The 19125-nt window shown below is 40.5% G+C and carries 17 protein-coding genes; 5 read left to right on the forward strand and 12 right to left on the reverse strand.

Annotated elements, in window-relative coordinates:
* Window positions 1-31 precede the first annotated feature (31 nt).
* From M3P19_RS13365 to M3P19_RS13410, 10 genes are all read right to left on the reverse strand, one after another.
* Entirely contained in the window at window positions 32-694 is a 663-nt protein-coding gene (locus tag M3P19_RS13365) for a hypothetical protein (protein ID WP_249658192.1), read from the reverse strand.
* A gap of 154 nt (window positions 695-848) precedes the next feature.
* The gene (locus tag M3P19_RS13370) at window positions 849-1268 is read right to left on the reverse strand and encodes a hypothetical protein (RefSeq protein ID WP_249658193.1); all 420 of its coding nucleotides are present in this window, start codon (window positions 1266-1268) and stop codon (window positions 849-851) included.
* Between the two features lie 41 nt (window positions 1269-1309).
* Window positions 1310-1735 (reverse strand): hypothetical protein, encoded by a 426-nt coding sequence (locus M3P19_RS13375; RefSeq protein ID WP_249658194.1) that lies wholly within the window; start codon window positions 1733-1735, stop codon window positions 1310-1312.
* Window positions 1736-1963: 228 nt separating this feature from the next.
* Window positions 1964-3730: an arylsulfatase gene (locus M3P19_RS13380; RefSeq protein ID WP_249658195.1), complete on the reverse strand. Its 1767-nt coding sequence runs from the start codon at window positions 3728-3730 to the stop codon at window positions 1964-1966.
* Between the two features lie 21 nt (window positions 3731-3751).
* The gene (locus M3P19_RS13385; RefSeq protein WP_249658196.1) at window positions 3752-4576 is read right to left on the reverse strand and encodes a thymidylate synthase; all 825 of its coding nucleotides are present in this window, start codon (window positions 4574-4576) and stop codon (window positions 3752-3754) included.
* Window positions 4577-4753: 177 nt separating this feature from the next.
* A complete protein-coding gene (locus tag M3P19_RS13390) occupies window positions 4754-5104 on the reverse strand; it encodes a four helix bundle protein (RefSeq protein ID WP_249658197.1) in 351 nt (116 codons plus the stop codon).
* Between the two features lie 79 nt (window positions 5105-5183).
* Complete coding sequence (locus M3P19_RS13395) at window positions 5184-6647, reverse strand: NupC/NupG family nucleoside CNT transporter (protein ID WP_249658198.1); 1464 nt, start codon at window positions 6645-6647, stop codon at window positions 5184-5186.
* A gap of 7 nt (window positions 6648-6654) precedes the next feature.
* Complete coding sequence (locus tag M3P19_RS13400; protein WP_249658199.1) at window positions 6655-7287, reverse strand: bifunctional nuclease family protein; 633 nt, start codon at window positions 7285-7287, stop codon at window positions 6655-6657.
* A gap of 89 nt (window positions 7288-7376) precedes the next feature.
* Complete coding sequence (locus M3P19_RS13405) at window positions 7377-8345, reverse strand: electron transfer flavoprotein subunit alpha/FixB family protein (protein ID WP_249658200.1); 969 nt, start codon at window positions 8343-8345, stop codon at window positions 7377-7379.
* Window positions 8346-8355: 10 nt separating this feature from the next.
* Window positions 8356-9102: an electron transfer flavoprotein subunit beta/FixA family protein gene (locus M3P19_RS13410; RefSeq protein WP_249658201.1), complete on the reverse strand. Its 747-nt coding sequence runs from the start codon at window positions 9100-9102 to the stop codon at window positions 8356-8358.
* Window positions 9103-9273: 171 nt separating this feature from the next.
* Here M3P19_RS13410 and M3P19_RS13415 point away from each other — a divergent pair, with 171 nt between their 5' ends.
* The 4 genes from M3P19_RS13415 to M3P19_RS13430 all read left to right on the forward strand — a co-directional run bounded on the left by M3P19_RS13415 (window position 9274) and on the right by M3P19_RS13430 (window position 16001).
* Window positions 9274-10251, forward strand: coding sequence for a pyruvate dehydrogenase complex E1 component subunit beta (locus tag M3P19_RS13415; protein ID WP_249658202.1), 978 nt, complete (start codon window positions 9274-9276; stop codon window positions 10249-10251).
* A gap of 157 nt (window positions 10252-10408) precedes the next feature.
* Window positions 10409-12904, forward strand: coding sequence for a DUF5686 and carboxypeptidase-like regulatory domain-containing protein (locus tag M3P19_RS13420; protein ID WP_249658203.1), 2496 nt, complete (start codon window positions 10409-10411; stop codon window positions 12902-12904).
* A 76-nt stretch (window positions 12905-12980) separates the two neighbouring features.
* Window positions 12981-13508 (forward strand): inorganic diphosphatase, encoded by a 528-nt coding sequence (locus M3P19_RS13425; protein ID WP_249658204.1) that lies wholly within the window; start codon window positions 12981-12983, stop codon window positions 13506-13508.
* A gap of 114 nt (window positions 13509-13622) precedes the next feature.
* A complete protein-coding gene (locus M3P19_RS13430; protein WP_249658205.1) occupies window positions 13623-16001 on the forward strand; it encodes a sodium-translocating pyrophosphatase in 2379 nt (792 codons plus the stop codon).
* 72 nt (window positions 16002-16073) lie between these two features.
* Here M3P19_RS13430 and M3P19_RS13435 read toward each other — a convergent pair whose 3' ends face one another.
* Both M3P19_RS13435 and M3P19_RS13440 read right to left on the reverse strand, forming a co-directional pair.
* A complete protein-coding gene (locus M3P19_RS13435) occupies window positions 16074-16778 on the reverse strand; it encodes an energy transducer TonB (protein ID WP_249658206.1) in 705 nt (234 codons plus the stop codon).
* 149 nt (window positions 16779-16927) lie between these two features.
* On the reverse strand, window positions 16928-17542 hold the full coding sequence (locus tag M3P19_RS13440; RefSeq protein ID WP_249658207.1) for a deoxynucleoside kinase: 615 nt from the start codon (window positions 17540-17542) through the stop codon (window positions 16928-16930).
* Window positions 17543-17870: 328 nt separating this feature from the next.
* On the opposite strand from M3P19_RS13440, the gene metK reads away from it, so the two are divergent.
* Window positions 17871-19124, forward strand: coding sequence for a methionine adenosyltransferase (gene metK, locus M3P19_RS13445; protein WP_249658208.1), 1254 nt, complete (start codon window positions 17871-17873; stop codon window positions 19122-19124).
* Window position 19125 lies beyond the last annotated feature (1 nt).

Here is a 19125-nt window from a genome sequence, read left to right on the forward strand (position 1 = left end):
AATAATTCTAATTGTTCTTTTAATTGATTGTTCATTTGTTTTTTTCGGTTAGTTTTTGAAAACTAAGCTTGTTTTCCCAACAATATTCTAAGTCAGATTTACACATCAATTTTAACTCATGGCTCAATATTTCTCCGTTATACTTTAGTTTTTCTTTGGAAACTCCAACTGCAGAGTCTTTTACTAGATCTGTTTCGTGTTTCATAATTCTAAATCTGGTAGTTTGATATAAATCTCTTCTTCCAATTTCAAAACTTATTTTTTCGTTTTCGATTTTTAGGTTTTCCATGCTATTTCCGTAAAAAAAAATACCATGCCCACCACTAGCTTCCGTGCCAAAATAAAGTCCATTATACTCCCCTTTTAAGGTGTCAATAGCTATATAATGATTTCCGGATTGTTCAGCTGTCTTGAATTCGTAAATTCCAATTAAATCTGGGTTTAATCGTACTAGTTTGACCTTTGGTTTTGTTTTTTCAGGCTCGTGCGTTTTTAACCAATCTGGATCATTTGCCTTGGTGGTGTAATTCCATAAAAGTTCCCAATCACCGTTCAAGGTTTTAGTAATAAAAATTTTGTTCCCATTAGTTTTATATGTGTGACCATAATACTCAAGCACTTGAATGGTGTTATTAAATTCAATAGAGTCTAGTTCGGGGTCACCATAGAATTTATCTTCGTTATTCTTGCTCAAATAGTGTGGCTTGTATTCCACAAAACGGCTTTGGTTACATGACATTAAAGTGAAAATCCATGCAATTAAAAGTGTTGTATTCCTGAGATGTTTTTGAAACATGTATGATGTTAAATATCGAGAGTAGCTTTTTGCTAATGATTAAAATTCTTCTTTATAAACCTAATTTTGGCAAAACAAAGAAAACAAATGCTGTGATAATAATAAACCAAAAGATAAACCCGTAGAATTTGGCTTCTCTCACTTGCCGGAGTTTTTTGTCAAACCCATGTGTTTGAAACCGTTCATATTCCGATTCCGAGAAGTTATCCTTGATCCACCGCGAATTTGGCTGTAAAAAAGACCAGAAGAAAAAGTTGAACCATTCCTCTCGTGTCAAAGGTTCATCCTTACGTTTTTCCTGATAATCCTTGAATTTCGAATACTCTTCTTCCAGCTTGTTCAATTCCAAATCGGACAAATCACGTTTATCAAGTTCAGTTTGCGCTTCGTCTACCAAGGTTTTGGAAGAACCGTTTTTTATTTGGTCAAACAGTTCAACGTTTGTATATCTGTAGATTTTTTTGTTTGGCATAGCGGATTTTTGGGGCTTATTGAGATTAGTTATCTGTGCTATTACCCATCAGCATTTATTTCTTTTTTGAATTCTTGAATTTTCTGATATTTATCAATTTCCAATAAATTCAGAAGTTGGTGCCAACTAACAATCCCTTTCTTGTGGTAGTGAACCAGGATTTCCTTGCAATATTTAAGTCTATTTGATTCGGTTTGAAGAAAGTTACCTTGTATTTTTTGCCCACTTTTTGAAGTTAGCGTAAATCTACTACTCAAGCCATTGGACAACATTGGGGAAAATGTAAAACGTGAACTTATGTGTTTACCTCTTACCGTAGAGCTGAGAAAACTTAATTCTCTAACTTTAGATAAATCGTATTCTTTATCATCAACGATTATTTTTTCTTCAAACAGTGATAGATTTCCTGAATAGGTACCTAGTTCTTTTTCATATCTGAAGAAACAGCTGATGGTATAACCAATCATATAAAGGCTCCATATTATGGCAAAAATGATTCTCCAGTTTTTAAGATAATAACCAAATGATGGTTCTAAATAAATGATGGAGAAAACAAAAATGGTTAAAATGATTGCTCCCCATTGTTCAGGATAAATGTAAAACCCCTTCTTCTTTTTAAATATTCTAAAGCTCCTTGGACTGATAGTACTATCTTGAATAATTGTTTCCGCTATTTTTACCCCGGGGAAATTTACTTAATTTATCCTTTTGAATTCCACCCAAAACGGCATGATATGTTTGCCATCAATGGCGTAATGGGTCAATAGGTCGCAGTCCATGTTTGGGAGATATACGTTTTTTAGTTCCAGTACATCCACGTTATCTTGGGAATTTGTCTGCTGTTTTACTAGTGTGTTGGCTTCCAGATAGAGTCGCCCACCAGCTTTTACAGGTTTTATAAACTTCATGCGTATGTTGTAATGGCCTTCTTCAATACGCACCTTCCAAGTACCGTAAATTTCTTCTTGGTTCCAGATACCGCGTTCACCTCCGGCATCGTTCCGGTTCAGGAAAATGGGATTTTCAGCTTTGCTCCCCACAACAATTCGAGGTTGGTTTATGAGGTTTTCAGAAGTGATTAATTCGTTATAAAGTCCATCAAGCTCTGTTTTAAGGGCTGTGGCCTTCGCTTTGTCTTCCAAAACCAAGTTGTTTTGCTCATATGGGTCGGTTTTAAGATTAAACAATTCAAAATCCTCAAGGGCGGCGTTGTAATTGGTCTTTCCCACCAATTTGTAACCATCTTTTTGCAACGCCATATTGTAGTACAGTTCGGGATAGCGGCGCGTCCAGTAAAAAAATAGGGAACGGTTTGCCCAATCCACCGTCTTGCCGTGGATCAAGGGGAGCAGACTTTTTCCATCGAGTTGCCGGTTTATGGGTAGGTCTACCTTACAGACATCGGCCAAGGTAGGCAGCACATCAATATGGGCACTTAGGGTTTCTATGTCCTTGTTTTGGGCAAAAGCTTTGGGGTACTTCACATAAAAAGGTACACGCACCCCACCTTGGTATACATTGCCTTTGCGGCCACGCATCCCGGCCACGTAGCGTCGCTGTTGTGGGCCGTTGTCCGTCATAAAAATGATCAGGGTGTTGTCCGCTATGTTCAGATCTTCCAATTTTTTAAAGAGTTTGCCAAGATTGTCATCAATATTGGAGACCATGGCATACACTTTTCGTGCATCTTCTTTGTCCTTTTCACTCATTTCCGGAAAAGGGCGATTATCGCCTTCAAATCCTGAGGTAGGGTCAATGTCCTTATACTTTTGGTAGTATTCGTCCGGTACCTGTAACGGGGTATGCGGTGCATTAAAGGAGAGGTAACAAAAGAAGGGGGCATCCTTGTTTTGCTCAATGAATTGGATAGCGCCATCCGCAAAAATATCCGAACAATAGCCTTGGTAGGCTTCTTGTTGGTTGTTGTGCCAAAGTACAGGGTCAAAATAGCTGGTGTCTCCTTTAAAATAGGTGGTAATGTCGCCCACCTGTCCCATACCACCAGAAAGATGGATCAAAGATTCGTCAAAACCTTGGTCGCTGGGTCGGCTGGGGTAGTTGTCGCCTAAATGCCATTTGCCAAAAACGCCTGTAGTGTAGCCTCCTTTTTTCAGCATTTCGGCAATGGTCACCTCATTGGATGCCATGATCGCGCCGCCATTGTAGGTGTCGCGCACGCCTGTACGCAAGGAGTATCTACCCGTCATTAAACTGGAACGGGTAGGGGCGCAGACCGGGGAGACGTAAAAATTGTTAAAGCGTACACTTTCGGTAGCAAATTGGTCAATAACCGGGGTCTGTACATGGGGGTTACCGGTAATACCCAAATCCCCATAACCTTGATCATCGGTAATGATCACAATTACATTGGGGTGCTCTTGTGCCTGGGCAAAATTTAAAGCAGTGCAAAGCGTCAGTATTGAGAATGCAACTTGTAACACATTTTCAATTCTTGACGTCATGGCTGTGGTTTTTAAGGTTGTTTATACCGCTACAACGCCTTTAATGTGCGGGTGCGGGTCGTAATTGAGCAGTTCAAAATCATTGAAGGTGAAATCGAAGATATTTTTGACGGCTGGATTTATTTTCATGGTTGGTAAAGGTCTTGGGCCCCTACTCAATTGTAGTTCCACCTGATCTCGGTGGTTGTTGTAAATATGGGCATCACCAAAGGTGTGAATGAAATCACCGGGCTCATAACCACAAACTTGCGCCATCATCATGGTGAATAGCGCGTAGGATGCAATATTGAACGGTACGCCCAAGAAAATATCGGCACTACGTTGGTACAATTGGCAAGACAGTTTGCCATCGGCCACATAAAATTGGAAAAAGGCATGACAGGGGGGAAGGGCGGCTTTTCCATTGGCCACATTTTCACTAAACGATACCGAAGTATCTGGCAATACGCTGGGGTTCCAAGCAGAAACTAACATTCTACGACTGTTCGGATTGGTTTTCAAGGTTTCGATGACCTCTTTTATTTGGTCGATTTCCTCACTGTTCCAATTACGCCATTGGTGTCCGTAGACAGGACCTAGGTCTCCGTTTTCATCAGCCCACTCGTTCCAAATACGTACTCCGTTTTCCTGCAGGTAACTCACATTGGTATCACCCTTTAAAAACCATAACAATTCGTGTACAATGGATTTTAAGTGCAATTTTTTGGTGGTTACCATAGGGAAGCCTTCGGAAAGATCAAACCGCATTTGATAGCCAAAAACGCTGACGGTTCCTGTACCTGTACGGTCTCCTTTGGCATTTCCTTCGGTGAGTACGTGTTTGAGTAAGTCGTGGTATTGTTTCATAGTGGGGTTAAAGTTACGGGGTAAAGGGGAAAGGGTAAAAGGTAAAGGGCGGGAGTTTTGAGCAATTTATTAACCGTTGGGTTAGGGGGGAGAGGTTAAGGGTGAAAGGTGGAAGATGAAGGGTGGAGGGTTAAGGGTGGAGGGTTAAGGGTTAGGGGTGAAAGGTGAAGGTGAGAGTTATCTTTGGTATTTGATCAAGGATGCTATTCTCCTTTGTAATGTTTGGATTTGATAAATTATTGAAGCAGCTTGTTTGATGTTGATATATCCCAAGTCTTGACATAAAATGATATGGGATTCAAGCTCGTATGCGGATCCTAAACTTATTTGTAGAAATCGGGCAAAATCTTTGTTCGAATATTTACCACATCCTTCAGCGATATTGGCAGGTATTGAAACTACACATCTCTGAATCTGTTGAATAAGACCATAGGTCTCTTGTTTTGGTATAAGCTTGGTGATTAGGTATACTTCTTTCACCAATTTCCTGGCATCTTTCCATACTTCCAACTCTCGAAAATTGCGCATAACAACGACCTTTACGTGTTTTCGAGGTCGATAATACTTTTCCGGCCCTAGCTTAACCCTTGACCTTTCATCATTCGCGCTATCCCAGAATCATTCCAGCGATAGTGGCCGAAAGTAGTGAGGCCAAGGAACCGCCCAATACGGCGCGCATACCGAATTCGGAAAGGGTTTTGCGTTGCCCTGGAGCCAAAGAACCAATTCCACCAATCTGTATACCGATTGAGGCAAAATTGGCAAATCCACATAGCATGTAAGTAGCCATGATCACGGATTTATTGTATGTAAAATGTAGATTATTGGTCATGGTTTTGAGCTCTGCGAGTTGGATGTAACCCACAAATTCACTTGCAGCTAATTTGATTCCCAGCAATTGCCCCATGAGCATAATATCTTCGTTGGCTACACCTATCAACCACATCAATGGAGCGAAAATCGTACCGAGAATGGCTTCTAAGGAGAAGCTTTCGTAGGGGGAGTTGGCTGCAATCCAATTGTTGAAAGTAGTAAGGTCGCCAAACCAACCTAGAATGCCATTGATCATGGCAATAAAGGCCACAAATACCAAAAGCATGGCACCTACATTCATGGCCAATTTTAATCCTTCGGTTGTTCCGTTGGAAATGGCATCTAAAATGTTTGCACCTATTTTTTCGGAAGATACATGAACATCTGTATTTACTTCTTCAGTTTGGGGATATAGAATTTTTGAAACCACAATTGCCCCTGGAGCAGCCATTACCGATGCCGCTAACAGGTGTTTTGCAAAAACCAATCGAAGCTCTGGGTCATCGCCACCTAAAAATCCGATATACGCCGCTAGTACGGCTCCGGCCACCGTGGCCATTCCACCGATCATGACCAAAAGGATTTCGGATTTGTTCATTTTTTCCAAATAGGCCTTGATAAGCAGCGGTGCTTCAGTTTGACCTAAAAATATGTTTCCGGCGATGGAAAGACTCTCCGCACCTGAAATGCCCAAAGATTTGGATAATAACCAAGCCAATGCCCGCACTACTTTTTGGATGACGCCTAAGTAGAACAAAACCGAAGTAAGGGCCGAAAAGAATATGATAGTGGGAAGTACCTGAAAAGCGAAAATAAATCCGAAGGTATCCATATCCACTACCAATCCTTCGAATAGAAACTTACTTCCTGCCCGTGTGTAATCTAAAAGTCTTATGAATTTATCGCCAATCCATTCAAAAATTACTTTTATGAATGATACTTTAAGTACGCCGATAGCAACTATAAATTGAATCGAAAGTCCAATTCCAACCGTCTTCCAGTTGATGGCGCTGCGGTTTGCACTGAATAAAAAGGAAATCAGTATCAATACCACCATACCCAGGGCACCACGCCATAGGGTATTTATGGAAAAACCTTGGTTGGGTACCAATTGTGGGGTATTGGGTTGGGAAATATCGTTTATTATGGTGGTGTCAACCGTAGTGGCAACTGAATCTGCAGGAAGAATTTCTTGTCCAAATGCAGTGGTTACGGCAAAACACAAAAACACAAAGAAAATTCTGGAATATTTTGGCATGAAGGGGTTATTTGCGTTTGGAGATTTCGTCCCGAAGTTTGGCAGCCTTTTCGTAGTCTTCATTGGTTACTGCCTTGTCCAATTCTTTATGGAGTTCTTCGAGTGTCATCTCTCGATATCCTTGAGATGATGCTCCAGTTTCGATTTCAACCGTTTCTCCTTCTTGGAGGATTTCATCCACTACAATGCTATCATCGTCTTCATTCTCTTCATTTTCCTTAGAGGAGAATTTGAGGTAGATGCCTGCTTTGTCCAAAATGGTTTTGTACGTAAAAATAGGGGCATCAAACCGAAGTGCGAGTGCTATGGCATCACTGGTACGGGCATCAACTATTTCCTCTACTTTGTCCCGTTCACAAATGATACTGGAGTAAAATACCCCATCGACCAATTTGTGGATAATGACTTGTTTGACCACAATTTCAAAACGGTCGGCAAAATTCTTGAAAAGATCGTGAGTTAGAGGTCTTGGCGGTTTTATTTCCTTTTCCAACGCAATAGCAATGGACTGCGCTTCAAACGCACCGATTACGATGGGCAGCTTGCGATCACCTTCCACTTCATTCAAAATAAGGGCATAGGCACCATTTTGGGTTTGGCTATAGGATATCCCCTTTATTTTTAATCGTACTAAGCTCATATCAACCTCCTAAATATGAAAAAGGCCGTTCAAATAAGTGGCACTACCATTATCTGAACAGCCCCTTGCAAAAGGCAAATTAACAAAATTTAAGTGTTCTGCGCTTTAAATTCCTTTAATTTTTCGATGAGCTCCGGTACCACTTCAAAAGCGTCCCCAACGATGCCATAATCCGCTGCTTTAAAGAAGGGCGCTTCTGGATCATTGTTGATAACAACTTTGGTTTTTGATGAACTAACACCGGCTAAATGCTGAATGGCACCCGAGATGCCTATCGCGATGTAAAGGTTACTTGCCACAGGTTTACCGGTTTGCCCTACGTGTTCGCCGTGAGGTCTCCATCCTAAATCGGAAACGGGCTTGGAACAGGCCGTTGCTGCTCCTAGAACATCGGCTAATTCTTCAATCATGCCCCAGTTTTCAGGTCCTTTTAGTCCTCGACCACCTGAAACCACAATATCAGCATCAGCAATAGTAGCTTTACCTATTACCTTATCTACTTCCACGGATTTAGTGGCGAAATCTGCATCACCAAGGTTGGCGGAAAAGTCTTCAACGGCGGCATCAGTTTGATTTTCATGCACCCCGTAGGAATTATTGGAAACCCCTACAATTTTGGTGTCCGCATTGATTTCGGTGTGTGCAAATCCCTTATTACTGAACGCCGTACGCTTTACCACAAACGGGGAGGTACTATCTGGCGCTGCTACCACATTGGGTACATAACCTGCGTTTAACTTTGCAGTTAGAATAGGTGCCAAGAATTTGGTATCGGCACTTGAACTAAGGATAATCACTTTTGCACCTTCAGCTTCCGCAGCTTGTGCCAGTACATTGGCATAGGCTTTTGCATTGAAGGTGTCTAAATCTCCATTGGATACCTTGAGTACTTTTGAAACACCGTACGCTCCCAAATTACTGTCGTCATTGGCATTGATGGTAACAGCAGTGACTGATTCACCCATATCTTGTGCAACTTGGTAAGCATAAGAAGCTACTTCGTGGGCATTTTTCTTGAAATTTCCTTTATCGGATTCTGTATATACTAAGATTGACATGTTTTCTTTTTTAAATGACTTTAGCTTCGCTATGCAATAAATTCACTAATTCGCCTACATTACCAGCATCAACCAGTTTAACAGGTCCTTTTGCAGCTGGTTTTTCAAATTTTTGATCTTGTGTAGGTTGTGGTGCATCCACAGGTTCTACTACATTTAAGACTTTTTTACGTGCCATCATGATTCCACGCATGTTTGGGATTCGAAGGTCACTTTCGTCCACCAAACCTTTTTGTCCACCAATGACTAAAGGCAGGCTAGTACTAATGGTCTCTTTTCCCCCATCTATTTCACGAGATGCAGTAGCGTTGTTACCGTCAACTTCCAAACCAATACAAGTATTCACAAAATTCATGTCCAATAGTGTGGCAACAATACCAGGTACCATTCCACCATTGTAATCAATGGATTCACGACCAGCGATTACCAAATCGTATCCTCCGTTTTTTATGACTTCCGCCAATTGTCTTGCCACGAAGAAACCATCGGTAGGTTCAGCATTGATTCGTATGGCTTCATCGGCACCAATGGCCAATGCTTTTCGTATCGTCGGTTCGGTTTGAGCACCACCAACGGTGGCTACATGAACTGCTGCCCCTTGTTTTTCCTTGAACCACATGGCGCGGGTCAATCCAAATTCGTCATTGGGGTTAATCACAAACTGAACTCCATTTGTGTCAAACTTGGTGTCACCATCTGTAAAATTGATTTTAGAAGTGGTGTCCGGGACGTTGCTAATGCAAACTAAAATCTTCATATGATATATATGTTTAAGGCTTCAAAGATAGCTATAAAAATACAAAATTTATTATGCATGCATAATAAATTTTGTTCTTTTTTTGCTTTGATGTCCTATAATGTTCCCATGGTTTTTGCTATTTTTGCGTGCGTTTTTAAGCACACTAACGAATCTTTTTAGTACTACTTAATGAAAACACTACAGTTCAGGCAAGCCATAGCCGAGGCAATGTCCGAGGAGATGCGAAGAGATGATAGCATATACTTAATGGGAGAAGAGGTAGCCGAATACAACGGTGCCTACAAAGCTTCAAAAGGAATGTTGGATGAGTTTGGTCCTGAGAGGGTTTTGGATACACCTATTTCAGAACTTGGTTTTGCAGGAATCGGTGTAGGTTCCGCCATGATTGGTAACCGCCCAATAATTGAATTCATGACCTTCAACTTCTCATTGGTGGGAATTGATCAGATTATCAATAATGCAGCTAAAATTAGGCAGATGTCCGCTGGGCAATTTCCTTGCCCTATTGTTTTTCGTGGACCTACAGCTTCTGCGGGTCAGCTAGCAGCTACGCACTCACAAGCATTTGAAAGCTGGTATGCCAATTGCCCAGGTTTAAAGGTGGTTGTACCTTCAAATCCTGCTGATGCCAAAGGTTTATTGAAATCGGCTATCCGTGATGATGATCCGGTAATTTTTATGGAATCTGAGCAGATGTATGGGGATAAAGGTGAAGTTCCAGAAGGAGAGTACACTATTCCTTTGGGTGTTGCAGATATTAAAAGAGAAGGAACGGACGTAACTATTGTGTCCTTTGGTAAGATTATAAAAGAGGCATATAAAGCGGCTGATGAACTTGCAAAAGAAGGTGTTAGCTGTGAAATCATAGATTTACGTACTGTACGTCCTATGGATCATGACGCAATTTTGAATTCTGTCAAGAAGACGAATCGAATGGTGATTTTGGAAGAAGCATGGCCATTTGGCAATGTGGCCACCGAAATTATTTATCATGTTCAGGACAAAGCATTCGATTATTTGGATGCTCCGATAGTAAAAATCAATACAGCAGATACACCAGCACCGTATTCTCCAGTATTATTAGCAGAATGGTTGCCAAATCATCAGGATGTGATCAAGGCTGTTAAGAAAGTGTTATATAAATAATCAGTTTATATTTGTAAGGTATATTAGCCTCGTCGACAATTGTTGACGAGGTTTCTTTTTAAGGAATAGTTTTTGATAGATAATTACGTTTAAAATCAAATTGACCATTAAAGCATGCGGAATCCTTAGGATTTTAGATTGCTCTATTCATCATATCATGAAACGATTCCTAATCATAATATTCTTTTTTTCGTTTTTTACCGGCTTTTCACAGACTAAACTTAGTGGTATTGTAATAGATGAGTCTGGCTCTCCTATTGCATTTGCCAATATCGTTTTCCCAAATTCCACGGAGGGTACCATTACCAATGATAATGGGCGGTTTTATATTGAATCCGATAATACCTATGATTCGGTAACTATATCTTTTATTGGTTACGAATCGATGGATATCCAACTGGATAAAAAAGTGAACTACAACATGGAAATTGTGCTTAACGAATCCATGGAGCAGTTGAAGGAGGTTGTGGTTTATACGGGTAAGCAATCCAAGAAAAACAATCCAGCGGTTGATATTCTTAAAAAGATTTGGGCCAAAAAACGTGAGAACGGGGTTCGAAAATTTAAGCAGTATCAATACGATAAATACGAGAAAATTGAATTTGACTTAAATACCATTGACAGTGCCTTGATCAAGAGTAAGCTATTCCGAGGTCTGGAATTCATGTTCGAGAATTTGGATACTTCCCGAGTTACCGGTAAAACCTATCTACCAATGTTTCTCAATGAAACTTTTTCCAAGGTGTATGGGGATAATGTGATCCAAGAGGAAAAAGAAGATGTTCTAGGGAATAAAAGCTCCGGCTTTGAAGGACATCAGGCAATTACGGCATTTGTTGAGGATTTATACACGGATTACGATGTCTATGATAATTATTTGAAGTTCTTCGACAAGAGTTTTACCAGTCCATTATCCAAGACAGGGGTCGATACCTATAATTATGTGTTATCGGACAGTACCTATATTGATAACAAATGGTGCTATAACATTATCTATTATCCCAGACGTAAAAACGAGTTGACCTTTAAAGGGGATTTTTGGGTTGCAGATACCACCTTCGCGATTAAGAAGATCAACTTGCAGGTTACTAAAAGTGCGAACATTAATTGGGTGAAGGAAATTTACATTGAACAGGAGTTTGATGTAGTGAACGATTCCGTATTCCTATTGAAACGGGATTATATGCTGAGTGATTTCAGTATTTCCAAAAAAGAGAAGTCCCGGGGAATTTATGGTAAACGAACATCTGTTTATGACAATTACCAATTTAACACCAGTAGACCCGAAGATTTCTATAAATCGGTATCCGACCCCTATGACCCCAGGGTTTTTTCAAGGGATAGTACATTTTGGTCCAATGCTAGATTGGAACGGTTAAATGATGATGAATTCGGAATTTTCCAATTGTTGGACACCCTCAAAACCGTTCCCAAATTCAGAACCTACTACGATATTGTAAGTATTCTGGGCTCTGGTTATGTGGAAATTGATAAATGGAACATAGACATTGGGGATATTTACAGCACTTTTGGATTCAATGATGCCGAAGGAACTCGAATTCGGGCCGGTGCTCGAACCTATTTTGGGCAAAACGATACCTGGCGACTGGAAGGGTATATGGCTTATGGATTTACGGATAAAAAATTTAAACACGGATTTTCTGCTAAATTCTTGCTGGATCGCAAATCTCGCTTGATCGTGTCAGGAGGACATCGGCGTGATATAGAACAACTCGGATTGAGTCTGACCAGTACCAATGATGTTTTGGGAAGAAGTATAGCATCATCTTCGTTGGTCACCGTGGGTAATAATAATAGATTGACCAACATTGACCTTTCTACCTTCAATGTTGAAATGGAACCTTTGAAGAATTTCAGGGTTCGCTTCGGTAGTAGTTTTCGGAATTTAAGTTCTGCTTTGCCCGAAGATTTTAATTTGGATTATGTAGATCCAGAATCACCCACAGGGGTTTCATCAGAGGTAAAACAGTTTGATATCAATACTACATTGATTTATACCCCAGGTCGAAGGATCATTGGTTATGGTGTGGAACCAGTAAACGTCAATGATGATTACAGTACCTTACTATTGAACTATACCAAAGGTATAGAAGGCTTTTTGGAAAGTGATTTCGATTACGAACGCTTGCAATTTTCATATCGTCAACCTTGGCAGATTGGTGGTTTTGGACGATTGACCAGTAGTGTTGAGCTTGGTAAGACCTTTGGTGAAGTACCTTTGAGTTTGTTAAGTGTTGTGCCTGGTAACCAAACACTTTTCTCCTTGTACAATACTTTTCCCAATCTGGATTTCTATGAATTTGTGACGGATACCTACGCGACTTTGCATTTGGAACATAATTTCAACGGACGCATCTTTTCCCGCATTCCCATACTCCGAAATTGGAATTTGAGGGAAATTGTCGGATTACGAGGCGCTTGGGGACAATTGTCCGATGAAAACAGAGCTTTGAGTGCACCAGCCAATATTCCGCTTATGGCGCCAGAAGATCAGATTTATTGGGAATATTCCTTTGGAATTGGAAACATCTTCAAAATCTTCCGCATCGATTTTAATTTCCGTGGGAATTACCTTGACAATCCCGATGCCCGTCGATTTGGGGTGACTGGAAGCTTCGGATTTAACTTTTAATCAACATATTCACTGCATTTTGTTGGCTTCGTTCCTTTATATGTGACTATTTTTGCAAAAATTTTAATGCGATACGATGGCGAAAAAAGGAGAAGTTACTTTTGATGTTTTAATAGAGATACCCAAAGGAAGTCGTAATAAATACGAATACGATTTTGCCCTTCATAAAATCCGATTTGATAGAACTTTGTTTTCTTCCATGATGTACCCTGGTGATTACGGCTTTGTGCCCGAAACCTTAGCGCTGGATAAAGATCCATTGGACGTTTTGGTGTTAGGTACCGAACCCACATATCCAATGGTAGTGATGGAAGTTAAACCTATAGGGGTTTTCCATATGACAGATGAAAAAGGACCGGATGAAAAAATCATTTGTGTACCTGTTAGTGACCCGGTCTGGAACAAAAAAAATGATGTAAGTGATATCAACCCACATCGTCAAAAGGAAATAGAACACTTCTTTAAAGTGTACAAGGACCTGGAAGAAAAGAAAGTAGATACCGGTGGTTGGGGTGATGCCAAGGAAGCCATTGAAATTTATAGAAAATGTGTGGAGCGCTATGAAGAGAGTGAACACAAAAAGAAACGAACCTTTACCATTTAGGTAATAAGAACGAGCTAATTATGCGCTTTTGGTCATCAAAAGCGCATTTTTTTTATTAGTGTGTATTTTACTACTTTTGCTGCCACTTAAAAACTCATAAATAACTAGACAATTATGGAATTAATCGTAAAATTTCTGCCTGCATTCGGTGTTTTGGCCTTATTGTATGTTTTTATCAAAAACATATGGGTGTCAAAACAAGAAGTAGGGGATGAGAAGATGGCACGTATCGCCAAAAACATTGCTGATGGTGCAATGTCATTCTTAAAGGCAGAATACAAAATACTTAGCATATTCGTTATCGCGGTAGCAATCTTGCTTTACTTTAAAGGAAGCAGTGAAGATGGCTCCAACGGAATGGTTGCCGTATCATTTATTGTAGGTGCAATTTGTTCTGCATTGGCAGGTTTCATTGGAATGAAGGTAGCTACAAAGGCGAACGTAAGAACTACAAATGCTGCGAGACAATCCTTAGGTAAGGCCTTAGAAGTTGCTTTTGCCGGAGGTGCTGTAATGGGACTTGGTGTAGTTGGATTAGGTGTGCTTGGTTTGAGCGGTCTATTTATGATTTATAGCGGACAAGGTTGGGAAATGTCGGAAGTATTGAATGTATTATCTGGTTTTTCCTTAGGTGCTTCTTCTATTGCACTTTTTGCGCGCGTTGGTGGTGGTATCTATACTAAGGCTGCTGACGTAGGTGCTGATCTTGTTGGTAAGGTTGAGGCAGGTATTCCAGAGGATCACCCGCTTAACCCTGCAACTATTGCGGATAACGTTGGTGATAATGTAGGTGACGTTGCTGGTATGGGTGCGGACTTGTTTGAATCTTATGTAGGTTCCATTATTGGTACCATGGTTTTGGGAGCCATTATTGTTACTCCTAATTTTGATGGTCTAGGAGCAGTTTACTTGCCATTGGCTTTGGCCGCTGTTGGTATCATCATGTCCATTATCGGTACTTTCTTTGTAAGAGTTAAGGATGGTGGTAACCCACAAACAGCATTGAACATTGGTGAATTTGGTTCTGCAGGTTTAATGTTGGTAGCTTCTTACTTTTTGATCAATGGTTTTATTCCTGAATCAATTGAAGGATTGCCATTTGGTGCAATGGGTGTATTCTGGGCAACAATCTCTGGTTTGGTTGCTGGATTGCTTGTTGGTAAAGTAACTGAATATTATACGGGTACAGGAACTAAGCCTGTTAATTCTATTGTGCGTCAGTCAGAAACTGGTTCTGCTACTAATATTATTGCTGGACTTGGTGTGGGTATGATGTCTACCATGATTCCAATTATATTGATTGCAGCTGCAATCATTGTTTCCCACCACTTTGCTGGTCTTTACGGTATTGCAATTGCTGCGGTAGGTATGCTAGCGAATACAGGTATTCAACTGGCTGTTGATGCTTACGGTCCAATATCCGATAACGCCGGTGGTATTGCTGAGATGGCTGAATTGCCAAGTGAGGTAAGAGAACGTACGGATAAATTGGATGCAGTTGGTAACACTACCGCTGCTATTGGTAAAGGATTTGCAATTGCTTCAGCAGCATTGACTGCTTTGGCATTGTTCGCTGCGTTTATGCAGACTGCGGGTATTGAATCCATCGATGTTTCCCAGCCTAAAATTATGGCTGGTCTATTGGTAGGTGGTATGCTACCATTTGTGTTCTCTGCTTTATCTATGAATGCTGTTGGACGCGCTGCGATGGCTATGATCGAAGAAGTTCGTCGTCAGTTCAGGGATATTCCTGCACTTAAGAATGCATTGGAAATCATGGTGAAGTATGATTCTGATTTATCAAAAGCAACAGAAGAAGATCGTAAGATTTTTGATGCTGCTGACGGAGTTGCCGAATATGATAAGTGTGTTGCGATTTCCACACAGGCTTCCATCAAGGAAATGGTATTACCTGGATTGTTGGCAATTGCAGTTCCTGTTGCTGTTGGATTCCTTGGAGGAGCCAACATGCTAGGAGGTTTACTTGCAGGTGTAACTACCGCTGGTGTACTTATGGCAATTTTCCAATCCAATGCCGGTGGTGCATGGGATAACGCAAAAAAGACTATTGAGAGTGAAGGACGTAAAGGTTCTGACGCGCATAAAGCTGCGGTAGTAGGAGATACAGTAGGTGATCCTTTCAAGGATACTTCAGGACCATCTTTGAACATCTTGTTGAAATTAATGTCTGTTGTGGCATTGGTAATTGCTCCTAGTTTGGTGAGCCTTTCCCCTGCTGATGAAGTGAGTATGCTTAAAGAGGATGGCACAAAGATTTCAATTACTACTGAGGGTATGAAGGAAACTGTTGCTGTTGAAAAGCAAGTTCGTGTTGAGATGAGCAATACGGCTGAAGGTGAGTTTAAAGCAGTGGTTACTTCCATACATACTGAAGCTGGAGAAGAAAAAGAAGAAGTAAAGGAGTTTGTTGGAGCTACCAAAGAAGAAGTCCAAAAGTTAGTGGACGAATATACGGAAGAGTCCAAAGGGTAAATTCCTTAATGCATAATATAGAAGAGGCCTCGCAATAGCGAGGCCTTTTTTGTTTCAGATATATGATCAAGCTTAATTCAATCGGAAAGTAATAGGGATTGAAAATGGAACTTTTACCGGTGTGCCTCTTTGCTTTCCAGGGGTCATTTTTGGAAGTTTCCCAATGATTCTTGATGCTTCTGTTTCCAATACTTCATGCGGACCGCGCATTCGGACATCTGCTATACTTCCGTCTTTTTGGATGGTGAAAATTACATTCACTCTACCTTGTAATCCCATTTCCTGAGCTATTTCAGGGTATCTGAAATTACGTCTAACGTGTTTTTGCATCATTTCTTGAAAGCATACCTTTTTGTCTTGGGCGTTTTCACAACCTGGAAATATGGGTGCGTCTTCAATTGCAATAAATGAGATTTCATCCAGTATTGGTTCTTCAACCACAGGAATATCATCAACCTCAATTACTTCATCCAAATAATCCGTTTCTGTAGAGGCGAAGTCGGTTTCTATGACCTTTTCCACATCAGGTACAATCTCCAAGATAGTTGGCTGGACTTTAGGTGGTGGCGGAGGTGGTAACTTTTGAATGGTAACAGGAGGTAATTCATCTAATTCGTTAAGTAATGTTGCATCCGTTAGATCAACATAAGGTGTTTTTTGGTAAGATTTCCATTCCAATGCTACATAAGTCAATAGCAGGACAGCGGTAAGCCCAACAACAAAATAGAGCATGCTGTTACGTTTCAATTCCATTTCTTGATACTTTTTTGGTTCCATAATTTTCATTTTTAAGCCTAGTAAGGATATAGGCAGTTAATACCATTGTCCAATCTAGGCTGAAAGCGATTCAATAAAAACCAAGAATGAGTCACTGCACCCTTTGGGTGAGTGAAAAATAGAATTTCAAAGTAGTTATAGGTATAGGACTAGAAAAGTCCGTGAAGCTCAGCGTCAATTCGGTTGATTACGGTTCCAAGGTCTTCTGGATTATCCACAAAATTCAAATTGTCAACATCGAAAATGAGAAGTTTCCCTTTTTCGTATGTATTTACCCAAGCTTCGTAACGTTCGTTCAATCGGCTTAGATAATCAATAGAGATACTGTTTTCATAATCCCTGCCTCTTTTGTGTATTTGATTGACCAAATTTGGAATTGAACTTCTGAGATAAATCAATAAATCAGGTGGTTGAACCAAGGTTTCCATCAATTCAAATAGGCTGGAGTAGTTCTCAAAATCCCTATTTGTCATAAGTCCCATGGCATGTAAGTTGGGTGCGAAAATATGAGCATCTTCGTAAATGGTACGATCTTGAATCACGTTTTTACCACTTTCCCTGATTTTCAGAATTTGACGATATCTACTATTCAGAAAGTAGATTTGGAGATTGAAACTCCATCGTTCCATCTGGGTATAAAAATCATCCAGATAGGGATTGTCAACTACATCTTCAAATTGGGCGTCCCATTTGTAATGTTTTGCCAATAAGTTGGTTAGGGTGGTCTTTCCGGCTCCAATGTTTCCTGCTACAGCAACGTGCATGGGGTAGTGGTGTTTAAGTTTGGTCTATAATTTATTGGGGGGAACCCAGTCACGCAATATACAAAGTATATCCAGTTGGTGAAAAAAATAGGAAGGAAATGGGATGAAATACCAAGCAAAGAATAAAGTTTTAAATTTTGTGCCAAAGGTGTACTTTTGTGCTTCCAAATGAGGACAGATTTGACTGATTGCAACCTCTTGTTCCGAATTCGATTCGGAGTATAAAAATGCTAAAGCAGTTTATCCCAAAAAATAAGGGAATTCTCTTCTGGGATTTGTAAACTTCTTTGCGTCTTTCCGTCAAATCGAGTCCAACTAAAAATTGAAAATGGCATATTTGTTTACGTCCGAATCTGTTAGTGAAGGACACCCAGATAAAATCGCAGATCAAATAAGTGATGCATTATTGGATAACTTTTTGGCTTTTGATCCAGAAAGCAAAGTGGCGTGTGAAACTTTGGTAACCACTGGACAGGTTGTTTTAGCAGGTGAAGTAAAAAGCCGGACCTATTTGGATGTCCAGAACATTGCCAGGGAAGTTATCAATACCATCGGGTATACAAAAGGAGAATATCAGTTCAGCGGGGATTCCTGTGGGGTGATATCATTGATTCATGAACAATCCCAAGATATAAACCAAGGGGTGGATCGTGGTGCGAAGGAAGAGCAAGGTGCTGGCGACCAAGGTATGATGTTTGGGTACGCCACGAAGGAGACGGAAAATTACATGCCATTGGCTTTAGATATTTCCCATAAAATTCTTCAAGTTCTAGCAGATTTAAGACATGATGGCTCTCAGATTGGCTACTTAAGACCTGACGCCAAAGCACAGGTTACCATAGAATACTCAGACGACAATGTACCGCAACGTATTGATACGATTGTTGTGTCCACGCAGCATGATGATTTTGATGAAGATGATGCCATGCTTGCCAAAATCAAAAAGGACATAATTGAAGTATTGATACCGAAAGTAAAAGCCTTACTGCCTGCAGCTATTCAGAAGCTTTTCAATGATGAAATCAAATACCATATCAATCCTACAGGCAAATTTGTAATTGGTGGACCTCATGGAGATGCTGGACTTACGGGTCGCAAAATTATTGTGGATACTTATGGTGGAAAAGGCGCGCATGGAGGTGGCGCATTTAGTGGAAAGGACCCTAGTAAAGTAGATCGTAGTGCGGCATATGCTGCGAGGCATGTTGCCAAAAACTTGGTAGCAGCTGGTGTTGCCGATGAAATTTTGGTACAGGTAAGTTATGCTATTGGTGTAGTGGAACCCACTTCTATTTTTGTGGATACTTATGGAACTGCAAAAGTAGATTTGACAGATGGGGAAATTGCTAGTAAAACGGCTGAATTGTTTGACATGAGACCCTTCGCCATTGAGGAGCGATTAAAGTTGCGGAACCCCATTTATTTGGAAACCGCAGCCTATGGTCACATGGGAAAACAACCGCAGATGGTTGCCAAAATATTTGAATCTCCATACAATGGGAGAATCGAAAAGGAAGTGGAGCTATTTACATGGGAGAAGCTTGATAAAGTAGATGAGGTGAAAAAGCAATTCGGGATTTAAA

The sequence above is a fragment of the Flagellimonas spongiicola genome (assembly GCF_023502425.1).
Lineage (GTDB): Bacteria > Bacteroidota > Bacteroidia > Flavobacteriales > Flavobacteriaceae > Flagellimonas > Flagellimonas spongiicola.

Excerpts from the sequence above, each read along its gene's own strand:
- M3P19_RS13370 (WP_249658193.1), bottom strand. The coding sequence starts at position 1,268 with ATGCCAAACAAAAAAATCTACAGATATACAAACGTTGAACTGTTTGAC.
- M3P19_RS13375 (WP_249658194.1), bottom strand. The coding sequence starts at position 1,735 with ATGATTGGTTATACCATCAGCTGTTTCTTCAGATATGAAAAAGAACTA.
- M3P19_RS13380 (WP_249658195.1), bottom strand. The coding sequence starts at position 3,730 with ATGACGTCAAGAATTGAAAATGTGTTACAAGTTGCATTCTCAATACTG.
- M3P19_RS13385 (WP_249658196.1), bottom strand. The coding sequence starts at position 4,576 with ATGAAACAATACCACGACTTACTCAAACACGTACTCACCGAAGGAAAT.
- M3P19_RS13390 (WP_249658197.1), bottom strand. The coding sequence starts at position 5,104 with ATGCGCAATTTTCGAGAGTTGGAAGTATGGAAAGATGCCAGGAAATTG.
- M3P19_RS13395 (WP_249658198.1), bottom strand. The coding sequence starts at position 6,647 with ATGCCAAAATATTCCAGAATTTTCTTTGTGTTTTTGTGTTTTGCCGTA.
- M3P19_RS13400 (WP_249658199.1), bottom strand. The coding sequence starts at position 7,287 with ATGAGCTTAGTACGATTAAAAATAAAGGGGATATCCTATAGCCAAACC.
- M3P19_RS13405 (WP_249658200.1), bottom strand. The coding sequence starts at position 8,345 with ATGTCAATCTTAGTATATACAGAATCCGATAAAGGAAATTTCAAGAAA.
- M3P19_RS13410 (WP_249658201.1), bottom strand. The coding sequence starts at position 9,102 with ATGAAGATTTTAGTTTGCATTAGCAACGTCCCGGACACCACTTCTAAA.
- M3P19_RS13415 (WP_249658202.1), top strand. The coding sequence starts at position 9,274 with ATGAAAACACTACAGTTCAGGCAAGCCATAGCCGAGGCAATGTCCGAG.
- M3P19_RS13420 (WP_249658203.1), top strand. The coding sequence starts at position 10,409 with ATGAAACGATTCCTAATCATAATATTCTTTTTTTCGTTTTTTACCGGC.
- M3P19_RS13425 (WP_249658204.1), top strand. The coding sequence starts at position 12,981 with ATGGCGAAAAAAGGAGAAGTTACTTTTGATGTTTTAATAGAGATACCC.
- M3P19_RS13430 (WP_249658205.1), top strand. The coding sequence starts at position 13,623 with ATGGAATTAATCGTAAAATTTCTGCCTGCATTCGGTGTTTTGGCCTTA.
- M3P19_RS13435 (WP_249658206.1), bottom strand. The coding sequence starts at position 16,778 with ATGGAACCAAAAAAGTATCAAGAAATGGAATTGAAACGTAACAGCATG.
- M3P19_RS13440 (WP_249658207.1), bottom strand. The coding sequence starts at position 17,542 with ATGCACGTTGCTGTAGCAGGAAACATTGGAGCCGGAAAGACCACCCTA.
- metK (WP_249658208.1), top strand. The coding sequence starts at position 17,871 with ATGGCATATTTGTTTACGTCCGAATCTGTTAGTGAAGGACACCCAGAT.